The organism is Martinezella multihospitum, from assembly GCF_900094585.1.
Lineage (GTDB): Bacteria > Pseudomonadota > Alphaproteobacteria > Rhizobiales > Rhizobiaceae > Rhizobium > Rhizobium multihospitium.
In genome coordinates, this window is the sequence record NZ_FMAG01000005.1 from 288,095 (window position 1) to 307,456 (window position 19,362).

Below are 19,362 nucleotides of genomic sequence, written 5' to 3' on the forward strand. Positions count from 1 at the left end.
GCCTTGGGCTATAGCTCAGATCGTAAACGGTTGAAACATAAAGATGGATAGCCATGCCGGAATTACCAGAGGTCGAAACCGTCAGACGCGGGCTGGCGCCTTCCATGGAAGGTGCCGTTCTCAGGGAATTGGAGCTGCGCCGCAACGATCTGCGCTTTCCTTTCCCCGCCGATTTCGCGCAGGCCGTTTCGGGCCGCGGCATCACGTCGCTGTCGCGCCGTGCCAAATACCTGCTGATCGATCTCGATGACGGCAAGACGATCATTGCGCATCTCGGCATGTCCGGTTCGTTCAGGGTTGAAGCCGGTCAGAAGGCGCAAATGCCTGGCGAGTTCCACCATCCTCGCTCGAAGGATGAGAAGCACGATCACGTCGTCTTCCATCTGACAGGCGGAAGCGGCGATGCGCGCGTCATCTATAATGACCCGCGCCGCTTCGGCTTCATGGATGTTGTCAAGCGGGCCGACATGGCCGGCCATCCCTTCTTCCGAGACCTCGGCCCGGAACCGACGGGCAACGAACTCGATGCCGATTATCTTGCCAGGCGCTTCGCCGGCAAGGCGCAGCCGCTGAAGAGTGCGCTGCTGGACCAGAAGAACATCGCCGGTCTCGGCAATATATATGTGTGCGAGGCGCTGTGGCGCTCGCACCTGTCGCCGCTACGCGCCGCCGGCACGCTTGTTGCGGATGCCGGCGGGCCGACGGGCGCGCTGCTGGCACTGGTCGACGCCATCCGTGCCGTCATCGCCGATGCCATCGCTGCTGGCGGCTCGTCGCTGCGCGATCATATCCAGACCGATGGTTCGCTCGGCTATTTCCAGCATTCCTTTTCCGTCTACGATCGCGAAAGCCAGCCTTGTGGTACGCCCGGTTGCGGCGGTACGGTCAGCCGCATCGTTCAGGCAGGGCGCTCTTCTTTCTATTGCGCCGCCTGCCAGAGTTGATTGAAAGACAAGAACTGATTGAAGGGAGAGAGACAAATGGCTTACGAGACCCTCATCGTCGAAACACATGGGGCCGTCGGCCTCGTCCGTATCAATCGACCGCAGGCGCTGAATGCGCTGAATTCAACGGTCCTCTCTGAGCTGAAGCAGGCCTATGCTGCTTTTCATCTCGATGATGCCATCGGCGCGATCGTGCTCACCGGCTCGGAAAAGGCCTTTGCCGCCGGCGCCGATATCAAGGAAATGCAGGCGCTCGATTTCGTCGACGCTTATAAGAATGACTTCTTCAGCGGCTGGGCCGAGATCGCCAATGCCCGCAAGCCTGTTATTGCGGCGGTCAGCGGCTTCGCGCTCGGCGGCGGCTGCGAGGTGGCGATGATGTGCGATTTCATCATCGCCTCGGAGACCGCCAAATTCGGCCAGCCGGAAATCACGCTCGGCGTGATCCCGGGCATGGGCGGTTCGCAGCGCCTCACGCGCGCGGTCGGCAAGGCGAAGGCGATGGATCTGGTGTTGACCGGCCGGATGATGGATGCGGCAGAGGCGGAGCGTTCGGGCCTGGTGGCGCGTGTCGTGCCGACGGACAAGCTCTTGGACGAAGCGCTGGCTGCCGCCGCCAAGATCGCATCGCTATCGCGGCCCTCGGTGCTGATGGCCAAGGAAGCGGTCAACCGCGCTTTCGAAACCACGCTCGAGGAGGGACTGCGTTTCGAGCGCCGTCTGTTCCATAGCCTGTTCGCCACAGAGGACCAGAAGGAAGGCATGGCGGCCTTCGTCGAGAAGCGTAAGCCGTCCTTCAAGAACCGCTAAGGGCCTGGATTCAGGAATTACGCGGGTTTGGCGAGAATCCGCGTTGACGCCGCGGCTCATTCCGGTTATATGCCCGCCACAGTTTGGAAAGCCGCTCTGGTTTTCCGCAATTGCTCCCGCATTGCTGGATGAAGTGGCCGCAGGGCCCGCGCTGCAACGATGGAGTTTTGTTCGAATTCTAAGAGAGGCATACATGGCCAATACTACTTCGGCGAAAAAAGCGACCCGCAAGATCGCCCGCCGCACCGATGTCAACAAGGCTCGTCGCTCGCGCGTTCGCACGTTCGTTCGCCAGGTCGAAGAAGCCATCGCATCGGGTGATGCAGATCGCGCAAAGGCAGCTTTCGTTGCTGCCCAGCCGGAACTGGCTCGCGCAGCCACCAAGGGCGTGCTTCACGCCAACACCGCTTCCCGCAAGGTTTCGCGTCTTGCCAAGCGTGTGAAGGCTCTTTCGGCCCCGACTGCATAATCTTTCGTTAACGATTTAATCGTTAGAGTTAAGCCCGGCCCTCGCGCCGGGCTTTTTGGATTCGGCCAAAAAAATGCCGCATTGCCAAAAATGGCCGGCCGATCATGTCATTGACGTGACAGAAATATACCTTTGGAAACAAAGGCTTGCGGCAGGATATCCCAGCGCTTGGTGATCTGCATGACGCATTGCCGGCTCACAACTGAGTCAAGGGATTTTTTATTTTTTTTCTTTTGAAAGCTGTGAGAATCGCGTTCGACAGGAATCTCTTTGATTCAACAGCGATTCTTTTTTGAAGGGCTTGTGACAGTCAAAAATGGCCTCCCGAGTCAATGGCTGCCTCTTAATTTTGTGTAAAATTCATCGTTGATATCTGCCCTCGATCCTGCCTAAATGGATTTCAACAAGGGGCGCGGATATCACCTTAAACAGCTTCGGCAAACACCGTCACTTAGGGCGGCGTGGGTGGTTTTGTCTCTTGTAACGGAGCAGTTCAGTTCCGTGTTTTCAAACAGTTGACGAGTAAAAACCGCAAGCGGCAGCGTTTGCGGAACGAGGAAACTTGTCTGTCCTTTGCAGCCCAATTTTAATTGGCGCGGCTGCGGGGAGGGGAGAAAAATTGACAGCCGTCGGGGCATTCAATCGGAATACGAGGGCCGATTGATGCTCCGGTTACAGACGCCGAGACGGAGACAGCTTTAAAGAGCGGTTTTCGCCACAGTGTTTCTGTAAAGCCCGCTGGCCGGGCGTGGCTGATGAACCGGTATGCGGCGCAGCTTGGGACAACGAGCGCGATCGTCATGCCATGGCGAAGAACCAAGGGCGGCAGTGAAGTGCTCTCGCCCTATAAAGAGACTGTGGAAGGCGGCACTATATGCAGATACATACGAGGACGACGGGTGCGTTGGAAAATGGGGACAATGCGCAGGCGTTCGGTGCGGTTTGCTTAGAAGCGGCGGGGGAAAAGGGTGACGTGGCGCAAAGTAATTTGTTCGAGCGCGTCAGCGCGCGCTTGAAGGCTCAGGTCGGACCCGATGTCTATGCCAGCTGGTTTGCGCGGCTCAAGCTTCATTCGGTATCGAAGAGCGTTGTTCGTCTCACGGTCCCGACGACTTTTCTGAAGTCCTGGATCAACAATCGCTATCTCGATCTGATCACCAGCCTGTATCAGGCTGAGGATGCCGAGATCCTCAAAGTCGAAATTCTGGTGCGCACCGCGACCCGGCAAGGCGCGAAGCCATGCGCCGATGAGCAGCCGGCGGTGCCCGATCAAGCGGCTGTCGCACCGATCCGTCGCGCCGTCGCCCAGCCGGCGGGCCAGGCCGTTGCCCAGGCCGTGAGTGCGGCTGCGGCTGCACGGCCTGCAACGGCAGGTGCACCGCTGTTCGGCTCTCCGCTCGATTCCCGCTTCACCTTCGATACTTTCGTCGAAGGCAGCTCGAACCGTGTCAGCTTGGCAGCGGCGAAGACCATCGCCGAAGCCGGCTCCGGCGCTGTGCGTTTCAACCCGCTCTTCGTCCATGCGACGGTCGGCCTCGGCAAGACGCATCTGCTGCAGGCGATCGCCAATGCAGCGGTGCAGAACCCGCGCGGCCTGCGTGTCGTCTATCTGACGGCGGAATACTTCATGTGGCGCTTCGCAACCGCGATCCGCGACAATGACGCACTGACGCTGAAGGACTCGCTCCGTAACATCGACCTGCTCATCATCGACGACATGCAGTTCCTGCAGGGCAAGATGATCCAGCACGAATTCTGCCACCTGCTGAACATGCTGCTCGACAGCGCCAAGCAGGTCGTCGTCGCTGCCGATCGCGCTCCCTGGGAGTTGGAATCGCTCGACCCGCGTGTTCGTTCGCGGCTGCAGGGTGGCGTGGCGATCGAAGTCGAGGCGCCGGACTATGAAATGCGCCTCGAGATCCTCAAGCGTCGCCTCGATGCGGCCCGTCAGGATGATCCGTCGCTGGAAATTCCGGCGGAGATCCTCTCGCATGTCGCCCGCAACGTGACGGCCAGCGGCCGCGAGCTGGAAGGAGCCTTCAACCAGCTCATCTTCCGCCGCTCTTTCGAGCCGAACCTGACGGTCGAGCGCGTCGACGAGCTGCTGGCGCATCTGGTCGGCTCCGGCGAGCCGCGTCGTGTCCGTATCGAGGACATCCAGCGCATCGTCGCACGGCACTACAATGTCTCGCGCCAGGAGCTGGTCTCGAACCGCCGCACGCGCGTCATCGTCAAGCCGCGTCAGATCGCCATGTACCTGTCGAAGACGCTGACGCCGCGCTCCTTCCCGGAAATCGGCCGTCGCTTCGGCGGACGCGATCATACCACGGTTCTGCACGCCGTGCGCAAGATCGAGGAACTGATCTCCGGCGACAGCAAGCTGTCGCACGAGATCGAGCTGTTGAAGCGTCTGATCAACGAATAGGCCGAGCGATCGGCATTCACCACATAGTTTACGGCCGGCTTGATCGCCGGCCGTTTCTTTTGAGTGCACGTGCCGGCTCTCTCTGGCGGAGGCGTCGCCGTCATCTCTGAAAACCGATGCTGATCTAGGCCGGCGGCGTTGTTCGGGATACTTCCGAAAACAGCCAGGCACGCAGCGCTGCGATCGCCGGTCTTTCCAGTGCACCCGGCTGATAGACGAGGTGATAGGCAAGCGCGCTCGCAAATCCGGTCGGGAAGGGCGCCACGAGCGTGCCTTCAGCCAGTTCCTGCTCCACGAAGGAGCGGCGCATCAGCGCGATGCCAAGACTTGCCTTCATGGCGTGATAGGCGCCCATACCGTCGGTGAAGACCGGCCCGTGCATGGCATCCACCCGCGTTGCCCCGACGGCCTTCAGCCAAAGCTCCCAGTCGCGTCGATAGACATCGTGGATCAGTGTCAGACCCGCCAGGTCGTCGACCGCGGGAGACGGACCTAATGCCGTTGCCATGTCCGGCGTGCACACCGGCACATATTCGTCATCGAGAAATCTCTCGCTTGCCAGCCCCTCGTAGCCACCCAGGCCGTGGCGAATGGCGATGTCGATCCCATCCCGCTGGAAATCCATCATGCGATAGGAGGCGCTGATGCGCAGATCGATATCAGGATGGGCCTCCTCGAAGCGCCGAAGCCGCGGCACCAGCCAGTGCGTGGCAAAGCCGGCGGTGCAGGTCAGCGTCAGCATCGTATCCCTGGCGCGCATGACAAGCGCCGCCGTCGCCTCGCGAATGAGGCGGAAGGCCGTTCGCATCGTCGCGAAATATTCAGCCCCCTCACTCGTCAGCGCCAGGCTGCGGGCTCGCCGCTCGAAAAGGCGCACGCCAAGCGAGGCTTCGAGGTCGCGGATCTGCAGACTGATGGCACCCGGCGTCACATGCAGCTCGTTTGCAGCCAGCGTCATGCTGAGATGCCGGGCGGAAGCTTCGAAGGCGCGCAGCGCGGAAAGGGATGGCAGTTGATCCATGATGATTGAGTTCAACTAAATCATGATTCGAAAAAGACTCGTTTGCCAGAGCCTTGGTATAGCGAGATTATTGCAATAATTCTGATTGATGGCAATGATCTCAAGCCGTTCCATCAGTAAGTAGAACTCAATCAGAAAAATGCTGGGGATAGTCTCATGTCACAGAAATCCATGGGCGCGGTCGAGTGGGGCATGCTGGTGGGGCTGTCCATTCTTTGGGGTGGCTCCTTCCTGTTCAATGGCATCCTGGTGCGCGAACTCCCACCCTTTACCATCGTCACCGCACGTGTCGTGCTCGCTGCCATTGCCCTTCATGTCATCGTGCGCGCAACCGGACATTCCATGCCGAAAGACGGCAAGACCTGGCTCGCCTTCTTCGCCATGGGCTTCCTCAACAATGTCATCCCGTTCCTGCTGATCGTCTGGGGACAGACCCATATCGCGAGCGGACTTGCCTCGATCCTCAACGCCACGACGCCGCTCTTCGCCGTCGTCGTTGCGCATTTCCTGACGGAGGATGAGAAGATGAGCGGCAATCGCCTGATCGGCGTCATCGTCGGCTTTGTCGGCGTGGCCCTGATGATCGGCCCGTCGGTGCTCGCAAGCCTCGGTTCCAACGTGCTGGCACAGCTTGCCGTGCTGGGTGCCGCCTTCAGCTATTCGCTGGCCGGCATATTCGGCCGCCGTTTCCGCCGCATGGGGTTGGCGCCGATCATTCCCGCCGCCGGCCAGGTCACCGGCTCGGCCATCCTGCTGCTGCCGATCGCACTCTTCGTCGATCGCCCATGGACGCTGACGATGCCCTCGAACGAAGCCTGGCTGGCGCTGGTGGGCCTGGCCATCCTGTCGACCGCCATTGCCTATGTGCTGTTCTTCCGCATCCTCGCAACGGCCGGCGCCACCAATCTGATGCTGGTGACCTTCCTGATCCCCGTCAGCGCGATCCTGCTCGGCGCGCTCATTCTCGGCGAAAGCCTGCAGCCGAAGCATTTCATCGGCATGGCGCTGATCGCCGTCGGCCTCGCCGCCATCGATGGACGCTTACTTACCCTCCCCTTGAAGGGGAGGGTCGGCACGTAGTGCCGGGGCGGGGTGATCTGGGTAAACACTGAAGCCTCGATTGATCTTCGGGGATCACCCCCACCCGCCGCTTCACGGCGACCTCCCCCCTCGAGGGGGAGGTGTTAACAAGCGAGATCGGCGACCACTGAATCGAGAACCAGCATTCCCGCCGGCGTACAGCGCAGGCGGGAATTGCCGATCCGCTCTATGAAACCGTGTTCCAGTAAAAAGGCTTCGCGCTGCGGATCGGGATCGCGGCCGGAAAGCTGTTGCCAGCGGGCGAGATCGACGCCTTCGCGAAGCCGCAGGCCCATCAGCAGCAATTCGTCGGCCTGTTCGTCGAAGCCGAGCATTTCCTGATCAATCATGCCGTGGCCGTCGCGCTCGACCATCTCGAGCCAGCTTTCCGGCTTGCGCTCGGTCGCGGTCGCAAGCTTCTGCGGCCCACGGGTCAAACGGCCATGGGCGCCGGGGCCAATGCCGGCATAGTCGCCATAGCGCCAATAGGTGAGGTTGTGCCGGCTCTCGGCGCCGGGACGCGCGTGATTGGAAACCTCATAGGCTGGCATGCCCTCGCGCTCGGTGATCTCCTGCGTCGCTTCATAAAGCAGAGCCGATTGATCGCCGTCGGGCACGATCAGCTTGCCAGCCTTGTGCAGGCCGTAGAACGGCGTGCCTTCCTCGATCGTCAGCTGATAGAGCGAGAGATGATCGACCGCGTAGGAAATCGCCTCCTTCAGCTCGCGCTCCCATTCCTCGACGGTCTGGTTCGGGCGGGCATAGATCAGGTCGAAGGACATGCGCGGAAAAATCTCGCGCGCCAGCCTGATCGCCTTCAGCGCATCCTCGACATTATGCAGCCGGCCGAGGAACTTCAGATCGCGGTCGTTCAGCGCCTGCACGCCCATCGACACACGATTGACGCCGGCGGCACGATAGCCACGAAAGCGTTCGGCTTCGACGCTGGACGGATTGGCTTCCATGGTGATCTCGATGCCATCAGGCACATGCCATGTCCTGGCAATACCATCGAGCACCGCGCCGACGGTTTCCGGCTTCATCAGCGAAGGCGTGCCGCCGCCGAGGAAGACGCTCGTCACCGTCTTCGGGCCGCTGATCATCCGCATCGTCGCCATTTCCTTCAGAAAGGCGGCAGCGAAACGCTCTTGGTCGACAGGTTGATGGCGGACATGGCTGTTGAAATCGCAATAAGGACACTTGGCCGCGCAGAAAGGCCAATGCACGTAGACGCCGAAACCAGGTTCGCCGGTATCGGGCAGCAATTGCGCACTGCGCATCAGGTCCTCGGTATCCAAGATTTCCACAGAGTTAGCTTACGCCTCCAGGCAGGTTTCGACAAAGGTCTTGAAGGCGCGGGCGCGATGCGAAAGCGCCTGCTCGTCGCCGGGCTTCCACCCATGCTTCTGTTCGGCGCTCATTTCGCCGAATGTCGTCTCGTATCCCTTGGGCTGGAAGACCGGATCGTAGCCGAAACCCTGGGTGCCGCGCGGCGGCCAGACGACCGCGCCTTCCACTTCGCCGCGGAAAAGCTCCGTATGTCCATCCGGCCAGGCAAGGCAGAGTACGCTGACGAAGCGTGCCGTGCGGTTCTCCGGCGACGTGGCGCCAGCCTTCTCCAGGGCGGTCTCGACCTTCTGCATCGCCATCGCGAAATCGCGCGTGCCGTTAGCCGTCTCCGCCCAATTGGCCGTATAGACGCCGGGATCGCCGCCGAGTGCATCGATGACCAGGCCGGAATCGTCAGAAAGCGCCGGCAGGCCGGAGGCATTGGCGGAGGCAAGCGCCTTGATCGTCGCATTTTCCTCGAAAGTCGTGCCCGTCTCGTCCGGTTCGATGAAGTTGAGATCGGCTGCGGACTTGGCCGTAAAGCCGAGCGGGCCGATCAGATCGCGAATTTCCTGGATCTTGCCGGCATTGTGGCTGGCGACGACGATGGTCTTGGTATCGAGCTTGCGCATATGCTGTCCTGTCAAAGGCCCCAGATGCGGGGTTCGGCGCATTCCAGGCTGTTGCCGGCCGGATCGCGGAAATAGATCGATCGGCCGCCATTCGGCCAGTGAAAGTCGGCTTCGATATCGACGCCGGCAGCCTTCAGCTTCTGTGCCATGGCCTCGATATCGTCATTGTCAAGCCGGAAGCAGACGTGACCGTGTCCTTTGGTGCCATGTGGCGGCACGGGCAGGGCGCCTGGTTCGTGCGGCTTGACCGTTTCCTCGCTGTTGAAGATCAGGAGAACGCCCGGCCCGCAGCGATAGAAGACGTGGCGGTTGCCGCCACGCGAAATCTTCTGCAGCCCGAGAATGCCGCCATAGAAGGCCTCAGCCGCATCGAGATCGTCCGCATAGAGTGCGGTTTCTAGGACGCCTGCGAGTGTCGCATTGGTCAATGGATTAGCCCCTCACCTTAACCCTCTCCCCGCAGGCGGGGAGAGGGGACGACCTCGATATCGATCGTCCTCCGGTTCCAGCATAGTGAAGAGGGATAACAGAAGGTGCGCCTTGCCCCTTCTCCCCCGTCTCGACGGGGAGAAGGTGGCCGATAGGCCGGATGGGAGGCAGGCTGCACGCTCCGCATTGGTTAATATCCTCAGGCGATGGCCTGCTTCTGCAGCTCCACCAGTTCGGCAATGCCGTTCTTGGCAAGGTGCATCAGCGTGGCGAATTCCTCTTCGCTGAAGGGTGCGCCCTCAGCCGTGCCCTGGATCTCGACGATGCCGCCCTTGCCCGTCATGACGAAATTGGCGTCAGTTTCGGCGGAGGAGTCCTCAAGATAGTCGAGATCGATGACCGGCTGGTTGGCGAAGATGCCGCAGGAGATGGCGGCGATGTGATCCTTCAGGACGCGCTCGACCTTCACCATGTTGCGGCTTTCCATCCACTTCAGGCAGTCATAAAGCGCGATCCAGCCACCGGTGATTGAGGCCGTGCGCGTGCCACCATCGGCCTGGATGACGTCGCAGTCGACGGTGATCTGGCGTTCGCCCAATTCCTTGAGGTCGACGACGGCGCGCAGCGAGCGGCCGATGAGGCGCTGGATTTCCTGCGTGCGGCCGCCCTGCTTGCCGGCGGCAGCTTCACGCTTCATGCGCTCGCCGGTCGCGCGCGGCAACATGCCGTATTCGGCCGTCACCCAGCCCTTGCCGCTGTTGCGCAGCCATGGCGGCGTCTTGTCTTCCAGGCTTGCCGTGCAGAGCACATGTGTATCGCCGAACTTCACCAGGCAGGAGCCTTCCGCGTGCTTGGAAAAATTGCGCTCGAACGATACCTTGCGCATCTGGTCGGTTTTTCTGCCTGAAGGCCGCATTCCACTCTCCTGAAAGTTCGTTGACCGCTTCTACGACCCACAGGCCGCTTTTGCAAAGGAAAAGCAGGCCACAAAGCCGCTCGGCGGCAGCGGTGACATTTTTCCCTTTTGCCATTGCTAACCGAATGATTATATTTTGGCTAAGGCTCAACGGAATGGATCTGACAGCGAAATGGTATTCACGACATCGTCGGTCTCGGATGTCATTGCTGCACTGGACGAACGCTCCAAGGAGATTTTCCGACGCATCGTCGAAGGCTATCTTGAAACTGGCGAGCCCCTTGGTTCGCGCAATATCTCACGGTTGCTGCCCATGTCCTTGTCACCGGCCTCGGTGCGCAATGTCATGAGCGATCTGGAAGAACTCGGGCTGATCTATTCGCCACATGTGAGCGCCGGGCGCTTGCCGACCCAGGTGGGTCTGCGCTTTTTCGTCGATGCCTTCATGCAGGTCGGCGATCTCTCTGCCGAGGATCGGGCCAATATTGACCGGCAGGTGCGCGGCAGCAATCGCGACCAGCCGATGGAATCGATGATGTCGGAGGCAAGCCGCGTGCTCTCGGGCATTTCGCGCGGCGCCGGCCTCGTCATCACTTCCAAGAGCGATCCGGTGCTGAAGCACGTGGAATTCATTCGTCTGGAACCGACCAAGGCGCTTGCCGTGCTCGTCGGCGATCATGATCAGGTCGAAAACCGCATCATCGAGCTGCCGGCCGGCACGACCTCGTCGCAGCTCATGGAAGCCGCCAATTTTCTCAATGCCCACATGACCGGGCAGACGATGCCGGAATTGCGGCGGCAGTTGCAGAGCCTCAAGGAAAATGTGCGCCAGGAGCTGGACAGCCTGTCCCATCAGCTGGTCGAGCGCGGCATTGCCGTCTGGTCCGGCGGGGACGACGACGGCAAACCGACGCAGCTGATCGTGCGCGGCCACTCCAACCTGCTCGCCGAGATAGGCGGCGCCGAGGATCTGGATCGTCTGCGCCTGCTTTTCGACGATCTGGAGAAAAAGGACAGCCTGATCGAGATCCTCAACCTCGCCGAGAGCGGGCCGGGCGTGCGCATCTTCATCGGCTCGGAGAACAAGCTTTTCTCGCTGTCCGGCTCCTCGCTCATCGTCGCGCCCTATCGCGACGAGGACGATCGCATCGTCGGTGCCGTCGGCGTCATCGGCCCGACGCGGCTGAACTATGCCCGCATCGTGCCCATGGTCGATTATACCGCGCAGCTGATTTCGCGGCTGACGCGGCCCGGTATTTGACGAGCGGGAATCTGACGGCTGCGGTCAATCGGGAAGCAAGGTTCCCGATCCGCCCATCTCGGCCGGAAAATCCTTCTGTTTCGGCAGCCCGTCCTTCAGGTGCAGCACCGTCGTCTCGTAATTGACATGCACGACAGGCTGAAAATCGAGGCCGGGAAGGACCGCGGCATAGACGTCGGTGACGCCCCAGGGCGGATGCTCGGTCAGAAGATGGCCACCGCAGACCGTGCACCACTTGCGCACGCTCTTTTCGGTTTTCTGATAGCTGCCGATCTTGTCCGCGCCCTTGGTGATGTGGACGGCTTCCGGCGGCCAGAGCGAGAAGGCATTGACCGGCCCTGCCGACCATTCCCGGCAGGAGTCGCAATGACAGTAGCCCATCGCCATGGGCTCGCCGTTGACTGCAATTTCCACTGCGCCACAGAAACACTTGCCTGAAAGGGATTTGCCATTAGACATTGATGTCACCCCACGCTGTGCTGAGATGCATTTCAGAATATCACCGGGAAGGAGGGCTGAATAGTCGACGTCTCGAACCGTAGCCGGGAGCAGCCGGGCATATCGCTGCCGCCCTAATGCTGGGAATTGGCTGTTCTTCTCGACAAAGCCTTGATTTTTTCCGGCCAAACCTCGATATCGGGCACATCCAAAGACCAAGCAATTCGGAGACCGTCATGACCGACGAAACAACAAAAACCGGACCTGACGCCACGGCGGCTGATACGTCAGCGGATTTCGCGCAGGATGCAGCGGAAACCGTTGATGCAGCCGAGCCGTCTCAGCCAGATCCGGTTGAGCTGCTGAAGGCCGAGAACGGCGAACTGCGCGATCGCTACCTTCGCCTCGCTGCCGAGATGGACAACCTCCGTCGCCGCACCGAGCGCGACGTGAAGGATGCAAAGTCCTATTCCGTGGCAAGCTTCGCCCGCGACATGCTCTCGGTGGCGGACAATCTGCGCCGCACGCTGGACGCCATTCCGGCTGAATCCCGCGCTGGCGGCGATGCCGGCCTGAAGACGCTGATCGAAGGCGTCGAGATGACCGAGCGTTCCATGCTGTCGGCTCTCGAGCGTCACGGCGTGCGCCAGCTCGAGCCGATCGGACAGAAGTTCGATCCCAATTTCCATCAGGCCATGTTCGAAGTGCCCAATCCCGAGGTGCCGAACAACACGGTCGTCCAGGTCGTCCAGGCAGGCTTCGTCATCGGCGACCGCGTTCTGCGTCCGGCCATGGTCGGCGTCGCCAAAGGTGGCCCGAAGATCGTGGAAAATGCCGAGCAGGGCGCCAACAGCCCGCTGGACGAAAAAGACGCCTGATTTTCAAGGCACTCGCAAAAGAAAAGAGCCGGATGATTTTCAGATCATCCGGCTCTTATTTTTGCCTTGGTCCGATGTAATCCAGTCCGTCAAAGCATGTCGCGCAAAAATCTGCAGCGGTTTTGCTACGACGCGCTTTAGGCAGCGTTGGATGCCTGCTCCTCATTGAGGAAGGCGTAGATGGCGGAGGAGGATTCGGTGGCGCGGAGCTTCGCGACGAGATCCTGGTCCCGCAGAACGCGGGCGATGCGCGAAAGCGCCTTCAGGTGGTCCGCGCCGGCGCCTTCCGGCGCGAGCAGAAGGAAGACGAGATCGACGGGCTGATCGTCCAGTGCCTCGAAATCGACAGGCGCTTCAAGGCGCGCGAAAATGCCGGCGATGGACTTGATGCTGGCAAGCTTGCCGTGCGGAATGGCGATGCCGTTGCCGACGCCGGTGGAGCCGAGGCGCTCGCGCTGCAGCACGACGTCGAAGATTTCGCGCTCGGGCAGTCCGGTGAGCTTGGAGGCTTTGGCGGCCAGCTCCTGAAGCAGTTGTTTTTTGGAATTTGCCTTCAAGGCGGGGATGATCGCATCTTGCTGTAGCAAATCTGCCAATGCCATTCTCTTTATCCTTCGTGTCGCCGAGAACCGATGACGGGCAAGCGGCGGCCAGCTGCGATGATGCGCAGCCGCCGCTTATCTTCTATTCTCAGCCTTTGATATTGGCTGCGTCGATCCAGCCAATGTTGCCGTCCTGACGGCGGTAGACGATGTTCAAGTGTTCGTTGCCTGGGCTGCGGAAGAGCAGCAGCGGCTCGTCGGTCATGTCGAGTGCCATCACGGCAGTCGCAACCGACATGGTCTTCAGTTGTTTCGTGCTCTCTGCGACGATGACAGGTGCGAAATCGGCAGGGATCTCTTCGTCATCATCGGGAACGCCGTCCATGACGGTATAGGCGACTTCCGCCTGCCCGTTCACATGGTTGCCCGCCTGATGGTCCTTGAGTTTGCGCTTGTAACGACGCAGGCGCTTTTCGATGCGCTCGGACGCAGCGTCGAAAGCAAGTTGCGGGTCCATGGCTTCGCCGGCAGCATGCAACACGACACCGCTGTCGAGGTGAAGCTTGCAATCGGCCGCAAAGCGCGAACTGGACTTGTGCACAGTTACCTGACCCGAATACCCCCCGTCGAAGTATTTGGTCACGGCCATACCGATCTGGTCCTCGATCCGCTGACGGAAGGAGTCACCAATTTCCATATGTTTACCGGAGACACGCACACTCATGGAGTTTCCCTTCTTGTAGTGGTTATTGCGCGTATCAGTTTACGCCAAGCCTCAAGCTCATCCAAGCACTTCACGCAGTCAAAGGCAAATTGCGTATATCGACCGCCTTTTGGATGGTGGGGATAAGTTTCATGGGCGTGCTGTCCTGCAGCGATTGCGGCGGGCTTCTAGCCCTGCCTCATACGAAAGTCAACTGCATCTTAACGGACCGTTAGGGGTTTAGCATCCTGTGGTTGAAGGACGTCGGCCGTCAGAAACCAGAAACTTTGGCTAGAGCCCGCTTCTCCCGGCGCCGTTGCACGGAGGAGGGGATATTCATGGCTTCGCGGTACTTTGCAACCGTGCGGCGAGCAAGCTCTATGCCGCCCTTCTTCAGAGTATCGACGATATCGTCGTCGGAGAGGACCGCATCCGGGCTCTCGTTCGAGATCAGCAGTCGGATCTTGTGGCGCACGGCCTCCGCCGAATGACTGTCGCCGCCCTCGACGGCGCCGATCGAAACCGTGAAAAAATATTTGAGTTCGAATAGCCCGCGCGGCGTCAGCATGTACTTGTTCGAGGTCACGCGGCTGACCGTCGATTCATGCATCTTGATGGCGTCCGCCACGGTTTTCAGGTTGAGTGGCCGCAAATGGTCGACACCATGCAGCAGGAACGCGTCCTGTTGCCGCACGATCTCGCTTGCCACCTTCATGATCGTCTTGGCGCGCTGGTCCAGGCTGCGGGTCAGCCAGTTGGCATTCTGCAGGCATTCCGACAGGAAGGCATGGTCCTGGCTGGTCTTGGAGACGGAGGCGAAATAGGACTGGCTCACCAATACCCGCGGCAGCGCATCGGGATTAAGCTCCACCAGCCAGCTCCCGTCCGCGGAGGGACGCACGACGATATCGGGCATGATGGCCTCCGATATGTCGGTTTCGAAACCGCTGCCGGGCTTGGGGTTGAGTTGGCGGATCTCCGCCATCATGTCGAGCAGGTCTTCCTCATCGACGCCGCAGAGCCGCTTCAGCGTGGCGAAATCGCGGCGTGCCAACAGTTCGAGATTTTCTATCAACCGCTCCATGGCGGGATCGAAGCGATCCTTCTGCCGGAGCTGGATTGCCAGGCATTCGCTGAGGGAACGGGCAAAGACGCCGGGCGGATCGAGTTGCTGCAGAGCCTCCAGCACACGCTCGACGTCGGCAAGCGTCGCACCGAGGCGTTCGGCCGTCTCACCGAGCTCGCCGCGCAGATAGCCACAGTCATCGAGCTGATCGACGAGATGCTGGGCAATCAGCCGGTCGCCCATGGCCGGAAGCGAGAAGGGGATCTGTTCGTTAAGATGATCGCGCAGCGACACCTGGCCTGCGACGAAATCGTCCAGATCGTAGCCTTCGCCGGCCTCACCGCCAGGCATGGACTTCCACTGGCTGAGCAGCTCCGGCGCATCGGCGCGCTGCGGGTTGCCGTCATCGGGAAAGACGTCGCTGAAGTTGGTGTCGAGCTCGTCGCTCAGCCGGTTGGCGTTGCCGGTATTATCGCTCTCGTACCAGTCGCTCGCAAGATCGCCGGCATTGCGTTCGGAGCCATCCTCGCCATGGGCTTCTTCCATGGTCTCGAAGCGCTCGTCCTTGGTCTCGCGATCGCCACCGCTGCCTATATCCTCGTCATTTGACGCAAATTCCAGCAGCGGATTCTTTTCGACTTCCTGCGCGATGAACTGCGTGAGCTCGAAATGGGTCATCTGCAGCAACTGGATGGATTGCATCAGTTGCGGTGTCATCACCAGGCTCTGGCTTTGGCGCAGGAAAAGATTGGCCGATAGTGCCATGGCGGACGCGGGACTCCCCTTGAACTCCTCGGGAATCCGCGCCTCTTTTCACTAAAATTCTCGCGAAATTCCAACTGGCCCAAAAATTGCTTTTTTATTGGATTTGGTCAAGCGGAACTGTGATGCCGAAGTAAATTTCCGGCACGCGGTAGCATCCGCTAATATTGGCGGATGAGAGGATGGGATTTCAGCCTATCAGAGGCTGAAATTGTCACCCAGATACAGCTTGCGTACTTCAGGATTGCTGACGATATCGTTCGCCCTGCCGTGGGTCAGGACTTCGCCCGCATGAATGATATAGGCACGGTCGATCAGGCCCAGTGTTTCGCGCACATTGTGGTCCGTGATCAACACGCCGATGCCGCGCGCCGTCAGGTGATGCACGAGGTTCTGAATGTCCGCGACCGAAATCGGGTCGACACCGGCAAAAGGCTCGTCGAGCAGCATGAAGGTCGGGTCGGTCGCCAGTGCGCGGGCGATTTCCAGGCGCCGCCGTTCGCCGCCCGAGAGTGCGATCGCCGGCACGCTACGCAGATTGCGAATGTGGAATTCCTCCAGCAATTCGTCGATCTTGCGCTCCCGCTTCGTCTTGTCCCTTTCGTGGACTTCGAGCACGGCGCGGATGTTTTCTTCGACGGTCAGGCCGCGGAAGATCGAGGCTTCCTGCGGCAGGTAGCCGACACCGAGCCGTGCGCGGCGATACATCGGCATCGAGGTAACATTGTTGCCGTCGATCTCGATCGTGCCTTCATCGACCGGCACCAGCCCGGTGATCATGTAGAAGCACGTCGTCTTGCCGGCGCCGTTCGGCCCGAGCAGTCCGACTGCCTCGCCGCGGCGCACCACCAGCGAAACACCGTTGACGACACGTCGCGTCCGGTAGGTCTTGGTGAGGCCACGGGCGATCAGCGTGCCCTTATAGCGTGCCTTATCCGCGGCCGGTGCGCTGGATGCCGCAGAAGACGGCCCGGGCACGCCGGGCAAAGTGGAAGTGGTCGATGTCGTCACGAGGGGGCCAGTATCAGTTTTTCTTTTGTTGTTGCTGCTGCACTTGCTGCGACTTCGGATCGAGCTGAATCTGGACGCGGCCGCCACAGGAATCCAGCTGCGCTTCACCCGTCGCCATATGCACGGTGAGCTGGCAGCCCGTGAAAACATTCGGTCCGTCGGTCAGAACCACTTTCTTGCCCTTGAGGATCGCAAGCTGGTTGGCCATGTCGAAGGAGCCGTCCTCCGCCGTCGCCGTCTGCGTTCCGGAAACGAGGTAAACCTTGTCGGTGACCAGAATGTGGTCGATGTTGGCATCGCCCGACACGAGCGACTGGTTCTGCTCCTTGGCAGCCTTGGCGACCGGATTGTCGGGCTGCTTGGCATCCCCTGCCTGCTTCTTCTTGTAGAAGACCGTCATCTTGCCGGCCTGCATGGTCGTGGTGCCTTGGACCACCTTGACGTTGCCGGTGAAGACGGCCTGGCTCTCCTGGTCGTGGATCTCGAGCTTGTCGCTTTCGATCTGGATCGGCTGATCCTTGGAGAGGGCAAGACCCGGCATTGAGCTGGTCGTCGACTGCGCACCAGCATCCGCGGCTGCAAAGAAGGCGACTGCGCCAAAAGCACAGAGAAGGCCGGCCTTGCGCAAGCCGGAATTGAAAATTGAATTAGGCCAATACTTTATCATGAACCGCCCGGCTTCTGTTGGCTATCTGAATTATGGAGAGCGGCAGGTTCGATGTTCATCCGAACCTGCCCGTCGAATTCGATTACGCTACCCTTATCCGTCATCTTGAGCGAACGCGCAACAACCGACATACCACCTCGGGTGATGGCAACCTCGTCCTGGCTGGAAAGGTCACCCTTCTTCACATCAAGGAAGGCGGTCTTGAATTCGGCGTGCAGACCATTGTCCATAATGATGGTGAAGGGCTCGGTCAATTTCAGCGTGTCGGCTTGGCGATCGAAGTCCGCGCTCTGGGCCGTCACGTGGGCGATCACGTCGGTATTGACCGGCATCGATGCCTTGATGGTCTTGAGCGTGATCATGTTGGGGTTCTTGATATCCTGAAGCGCCTTTTCGGCAAGCAGCGAGTAGTTGATGCCGTCCTTGTTGCGGCCGGCAATGGCGGGGCGTTCCATGACGACCTTGCCGTCCTCGATCTTGGCGCCCTCGATCTGGATGTCTGCCGGCAGATAGGCGCGGATGACGGAGACGACAATAAAGAGGAGCGAGATGATGATGGCGGCAAGCGGCAGCAGCACCCTGAGCCGCTTTACGCGGTTAGAGTGGAAAATCGCGTCTTTATACGCGCTCCGTTCCGGCACCGAGCGTATTGTCTCGCCGGGGGACTCGATCGTATTGAGCATGCAACAGGTCCGTCTTTTATGATCCGAAGAACCGCATTCACGCTATGCGAGGCTGTGCCAAAAAGCCTATCGGATCGTTTCGCATTATTGCACTGGCTTGCCAATATGGATTTTTTTCTGCGGTGGGCGAAATTTAGCAGAAAAATATGCCATAAGCCGGTTTCATCAGGTTGGGCGATGTCCTATCTCATGAACCAGCAGAGCGACGTCCCGCCGACGACATCGAAAACGGGAAACGCTTTTCTCTAAGGATTGTGCCCGTTTCAAGGTGTCATACATCCGGTTTGTAGCGCTTTCAATTTGTTGCAGGGAGAAATAAGGCGTGATGGACAGTTCTGCAATCGCGGATCGGCGACAATTGCGCCGCAAACTTGGTTTCTGGCGCATTGTTGCCGTTTTGCTCCTCGTGGCACTGGGTTTCGCGCTTTACCGTTTTGTTTCCGCCGACCTGCCGGATACGCGTGGTCCGCAAATCGCCCGCGTCACCATCTCCGGGCTCATTCAGGATGATACGGAACTCCTGGAGCGGCTGAAGAAGATCCGCGACAACGACCAGGTCAAAGCGCTGATCGTCTCGATCTCGTCGACGGGCGGAACGACCTATGGCGGCGAGCGCATCTTCAAGGCGATCCGCGCCGTCGCCGCCAAAAAGCCGGTCGTATCGGACATCCGCACCGTCGCCGCCTCTGCCGGCTACATGATCGCGACAGCCGGCGACGATATCGTCGCAGGTGATACCTCGATCACCGGGTCGATCGGCGTCATCTTCCAGTATCCGCAAGTCAAGGATCTGCTCGACAAGGTCGGCGTGTCCCTCGACGAGATCAAGTCGGCGCCGCTGAAGGCTGAGCCTTCGCCCTTCCATCCGGCAAGCGAAGACGCCAAGAACATGATCCGCAACATGGTCATGGATAGCTATGGCTGGTTCGTCGATCTGGTGGCGGATCGCCGCAAGCTGCCGCGCGACGAGGTGCTGAAGCTTGCCGACGGCAGCATCTTCACCGGCCGCCAGGCGCTTCAGAACAAGCTGATCGACACGCTCGGCGGCGAGGACGAAATCCTCGCTTATCTCGAAACGCGCAAGGTCAAGAAGGACCTGCCGATCGTTGATTGGAAGCGGGAAGACAAAACTTCATCCTTCTTTTGGCCGGGTGCCGCTTCCTGGTTGCTAAATCGTCTCGGTTATGATGATTTTATTAAAGGAGAGAGTCTCCAGAAAATCATGACCGATAAGTTGTTTCTTGACGGCCTGCTTTCTGTTTGGCAGGGTGCAGCCAATTGATAAATCAATGATTT

At 59.9% G+C, this 19,362-nt stretch carries 20 protein-coding genes; 8 read left to right on the plus strand and 12 right to left on the minus strand.

What is annotated here, in order from left to right; translation table 11 throughout:
* The first annotated feature begins 53 nt into the window (after positions 1-53).
* The 4 genes from mutM (at position 54) to dnaA (ending at position 4,648) form a co-directional block, all read left to right on the plus strand.
* On the plus strand, positions 54-944 hold the full coding sequence (gene mutM, locus GA0061103_RS21970) for a bifunctional DNA-formamidopyrimidine glycosylase/DNA-(apurinic or apyrimidinic site) lyase (RefSeq protein WP_092714938.1): 891 nt from the start codon (positions 54-56) through the stop codon (positions 942-944).
* A 36-nt stretch (positions 945-980) separates the two neighbouring features.
* Entirely contained in the window at positions 981-1,754 is a 774-nt protein-coding gene (locus GA0061103_RS21975) for an enoyl-CoA hydratase (protein ID WP_092714940.1), read from the plus strand.
* Positions 1,755-1,947: 193 nt separating this feature from the next.
* A complete protein-coding gene (gene rpsT, locus GA0061103_RS21980; protein WP_004108374.1) occupies positions 1,948-2,223 on the plus strand; it encodes a 30S ribosomal protein S20 in 276 nt (91 codons plus the stop codon).
* 874 nt (positions 2,224-3,097) lie between these two features.
* Positions 3,098-4,648, plus strand: coding sequence for a chromosomal replication initiator protein DnaA (gene dnaA / locus GA0061103_RS21985; protein ID WP_092714942.1), 1,551 nt, complete (start codon positions 3,098-3,100; stop codon positions 4,646-4,648).
* A 124-nt stretch (positions 4,649-4,772) separates the two neighbouring features.
* Here the strand turns inward: dnaA and gcvA are convergent, their stop codons facing one another.
* Positions 4,773-5,669, minus strand: a complete 897-nt coding sequence (gcvA, locus tag GA0061103_RS21990; protein WP_208603550.1) for a transcriptional regulator GcvA — start codon at positions 5,667-5,669, stop codon at positions 4,773-4,775.
* A 156-nt stretch (positions 5,670-5,825) separates the two neighbouring features.
* Between gcvA and GA0061103_RS21995 the strand changes: the two genes are divergently transcribed.
* On the plus strand, positions 5,826-6,749 hold the full coding sequence (locus GA0061103_RS21995; RefSeq protein ID WP_092714944.1) for a DMT family transporter: 924 nt from the start codon (positions 5,826-5,828) through the stop codon (positions 6,747-6,749).
* A gap of 104 nt (positions 6,750-6,853) precedes the next feature.
* Here GA0061103_RS21995 and hemW read toward each other — a convergent pair whose 3' ends face one another.
* The 4 genes from hemW to rph form a co-directional block, all read right to left on the minus strand.
* Positions 6,854-8,029, minus strand: coding sequence for a radical SAM family heme chaperone HemW (gene hemW / locus GA0061103_RS22000; RefSeq protein ID WP_092715197.1), 1,176 nt, complete (start codon positions 8,027-8,029; stop codon positions 6,854-6,856).
* A gap of 36 nt (positions 8,030-8,065) precedes the next feature.
* Positions 8,066-8,710 carry an RdgB/HAM1 family non-canonical purine NTP pyrophosphatase gene (gene rdgB / locus GA0061103_RS22005; RefSeq protein WP_092714946.1) on the minus strand — a complete coding sequence of 215 codons (645 nt, stop codon included), beginning with the start codon at positions 8,708-8,710 and terminating at the stop codon, positions 8,066-8,068.
* An 11-nt stretch (positions 8,711-8,721) separates the two neighbouring features.
* Positions 8,722-9,138 (minus strand): VOC family protein, encoded by a 417-nt coding sequence (locus tag GA0061103_RS22010; protein ID WP_092714948.1) that lies wholly within the window; start codon positions 9,136-9,138, stop codon positions 8,722-8,724.
* Positions 9,139-9,338: 200 nt separating this feature from the next.
* Positions 9,339-10,055 carry a ribonuclease PH gene (rph, locus tag GA0061103_RS22015; RefSeq protein ID WP_075855433.1) on the minus strand — a complete coding sequence of 239 codons (717 nt, stop codon included), beginning with the start codon at positions 10,053-10,055 and terminating at the stop codon, positions 9,339-9,341.
* Between the two features lie 172 nt (positions 10,056-10,227).
* On the opposite strand from rph, the gene hrcA reads away from it, so the two are divergent.
* The gene (hrcA, locus tag GA0061103_RS22020; RefSeq protein ID WP_092714949.1) at positions 10,228-11,316 is read left to right on the plus strand and encodes a heat-inducible transcriptional repressor HrcA; all 1,089 of its coding nucleotides are present in this window, start codon (positions 10,228-10,230) and stop codon (positions 11,314-11,316) included.
* 24 nt (positions 11,317-11,340) lie between these two features.
* Here hrcA and GA0061103_RS22025 read toward each other — a convergent pair whose 3' ends face one another.
* Positions 11,341-11,775 carry a GFA family protein gene (locus tag GA0061103_RS22025; RefSeq protein WP_092714951.1) on the minus strand — a complete coding sequence of 145 codons (435 nt, stop codon included), beginning with the start codon at positions 11,773-11,775 and terminating at the stop codon, positions 11,341-11,343.
* Positions 11,776-11,990: 215 nt separating this feature from the next.
* Between GA0061103_RS22025 and grpE the strand changes: the two genes are divergently transcribed.
* Positions 11,991-12,632: a nucleotide exchange factor GrpE gene (gene grpE / locus GA0061103_RS22030; protein WP_092714953.1), complete on the plus strand. Its 642-nt coding sequence runs from the start codon at positions 11,991-11,993 to the stop codon at positions 12,630-12,632.
* A gap of 137 nt (positions 12,633-12,769) precedes the next feature.
* On the opposite strand, the gene ptsN is transcribed toward grpE, so the two are convergent.
* From ptsN to lptC, 6 genes are all read right to left on the minus strand, one after another.
* Positions 12,770-13,234, minus strand: coding sequence for a PTS IIA-like nitrogen regulatory protein PtsN (ptsN, locus tag GA0061103_RS22035; RefSeq protein WP_092714955.1), 465 nt, complete (start codon positions 13,232-13,234; stop codon positions 12,770-12,772).
* An 88-nt stretch (positions 13,235-13,322) separates the two neighbouring features.
* Positions 13,323-13,898, minus strand: a complete 576-nt coding sequence (gene hpf, locus GA0061103_RS22040) for a ribosome hibernation-promoting factor, HPF/YfiA family (protein ID WP_092714957.1) — start codon at positions 13,896-13,898, stop codon at positions 13,323-13,325.
* 250 nt (positions 13,899-14,148) lie between these two features.
* Positions 14,149-15,708 (minus strand): RNA polymerase factor sigma-54, encoded by a 1,560-nt coding sequence (rpoN, locus tag GA0061103_RS22045; RefSeq protein ID WP_092714959.1) that lies wholly within the window; start codon positions 15,706-15,708, stop codon positions 14,149-14,151.
* 195 nt (positions 15,709-15,903) lie between these two features.
* Positions 15,904-16,692: an LPS export ABC transporter ATP-binding protein gene (lptB, locus tag GA0061103_RS22050; RefSeq protein ID WP_208409503.1), complete on the minus strand. Its 789-nt coding sequence runs from the start codon at positions 16,690-16,692 to the stop codon at positions 15,904-15,906.
* A gap of 37 nt (positions 16,693-16,729) precedes the next feature.
* Complete coding sequence (locus tag GA0061103_RS22055; RefSeq protein ID WP_092714963.1) at positions 16,730-17,383, minus strand: LptA/OstA family protein; 654 nt, start codon at positions 17,381-17,383, stop codon at positions 16,730-16,732.
* Entirely contained in the window at positions 17,380-18,066 is a 687-nt protein-coding gene (gene lptC, locus GA0061103_RS22060) for an LPS export ABC transporter periplasmic protein LptC (protein WP_092714965.1), read from the minus strand. The genes GA0061103_RS22055 and lptC overlap by 4 nt, the downstream gene beginning before the upstream one ends.
* 325 nt (positions 18,067-18,391) lie before the next feature.
* On the opposite strand from lptC, the gene sppA reads away from it, so the two are divergent.
* Entirely contained in the window at positions 18,392-19,348 is a 957-nt protein-coding gene (sppA, locus tag GA0061103_RS22065; protein WP_092714967.1) for a signal peptide peptidase SppA, read from the plus strand.
* The last annotated feature ends 14 nt before the right edge of the window (positions 19,349-19,362 follow it).

Excerpts from the sequence above, each read along its gene's own strand:
- mutM (WP_092714938.1), top strand. The coding sequence starts at position 54 with ATGCCGGAATTACCAGAGGTCGAAACCGTCAGACGCGGGCTGGCGCCT.
- GA0061103_RS21975 (WP_092714940.1), top strand. The coding sequence starts at position 981 with ATGGCTTACGAGACCCTCATCGTCGAAACACATGGGGCCGTCGGCCTC.
- lptC (WP_092714965.1), bottom strand. The coding sequence starts at position 18,066 with ATGCTCAATACGATCGAGTCCCCCGGCGAGACAATACGCTCGGTGCCG.
- hpf (WP_092714957.1), bottom strand. The coding sequence starts at position 13,898 with ATGAGTGTGCGTGTCTCCGGTAAACATATGGAAATTGGTGACTCCTTC.
- hrcA (WP_092714949.1), top strand. The coding sequence starts at position 10,228 with ATGGTATTCACGACATCGTCGGTCTCGGATGTCATTGCTGCACTGGAC.
- rdgB (WP_092714946.1), bottom strand. The coding sequence starts at position 8,710 with ATGCGCAAGCTCGATACCAAGACCATCGTCGTCGCCAGCCACAATGCC.
- dnaA (WP_092714942.1), top strand. The coding sequence starts at position 3,098 with ATGCAGATACATACGAGGACGACGGGTGCGTTGGAAAATGGGGACAAT.
- rpoN (WP_092714959.1), bottom strand. The coding sequence starts at position 15,708 with ATGGCACTATCGGCCAATCTTTTCCTGCGCCAAAGCCAGAGCCTGGTG.
- GA0061103_RS22055 (WP_092714963.1), bottom strand. The coding sequence starts at position 17,383 with ATGATAAAGTATTGGCCTAATTCAATTTTCAATTCCGGCTTGCGCAAG.
- gcvA (WP_208603550.1), bottom strand. The coding sequence starts at position 5,669 with ATGGATCAACTGCCATCCCTTTCCGCGCTGCGCGCCTTCGAAGCTTCC.
- GA0061103_RS21995 (WP_092714944.1), top strand. The coding sequence starts at position 5,826 with ATGTCACAGAAATCCATGGGCGCGGTCGAGTGGGGCATGCTGGTGGGG.
- grpE (WP_092714953.1), top strand. The coding sequence starts at position 11,991 with ATGACCGACGAAACAACAAAAACCGGACCTGACGCCACGGCGGCTGAT.
- hemW (WP_092715197.1), bottom strand. The coding sequence starts at position 8,029 with ATGCGCAGTGCGCAATTGCTGCCCGATACCGGCGAACCTGGTTTCGGC.
- rpsT (WP_004108374.1), top strand. The coding sequence starts at position 1,948 with ATGGCCAATACTACTTCGGCGAAAAAAGCGACCCGCAAGATCGCCCGC.
- rph (WP_075855433.1), bottom strand. The coding sequence starts at position 10,055 with ATGCGGCCTTCAGGCAGAAAAACCGACCAGATGCGCAAGGTATCGTTC.
- ptsN (WP_092714955.1), bottom strand. The coding sequence starts at position 13,234 with ATGGCATTGGCAGATTTGCTACAGCAAGATGCGATCATCCCCGCCTTG.
- sppA (WP_092714967.1), top strand. The coding sequence starts at position 18,392 with ATGGACAGTTCTGCAATCGCGGATCGGCGACAATTGCGCCGCAAACTT.
- GA0061103_RS22025 (WP_092714951.1), bottom strand. The coding sequence starts at position 11,775 with ATGTCTAATGGCAAATCCCTTTCAGGCAAGTGTTTCTGTGGCGCAGTG.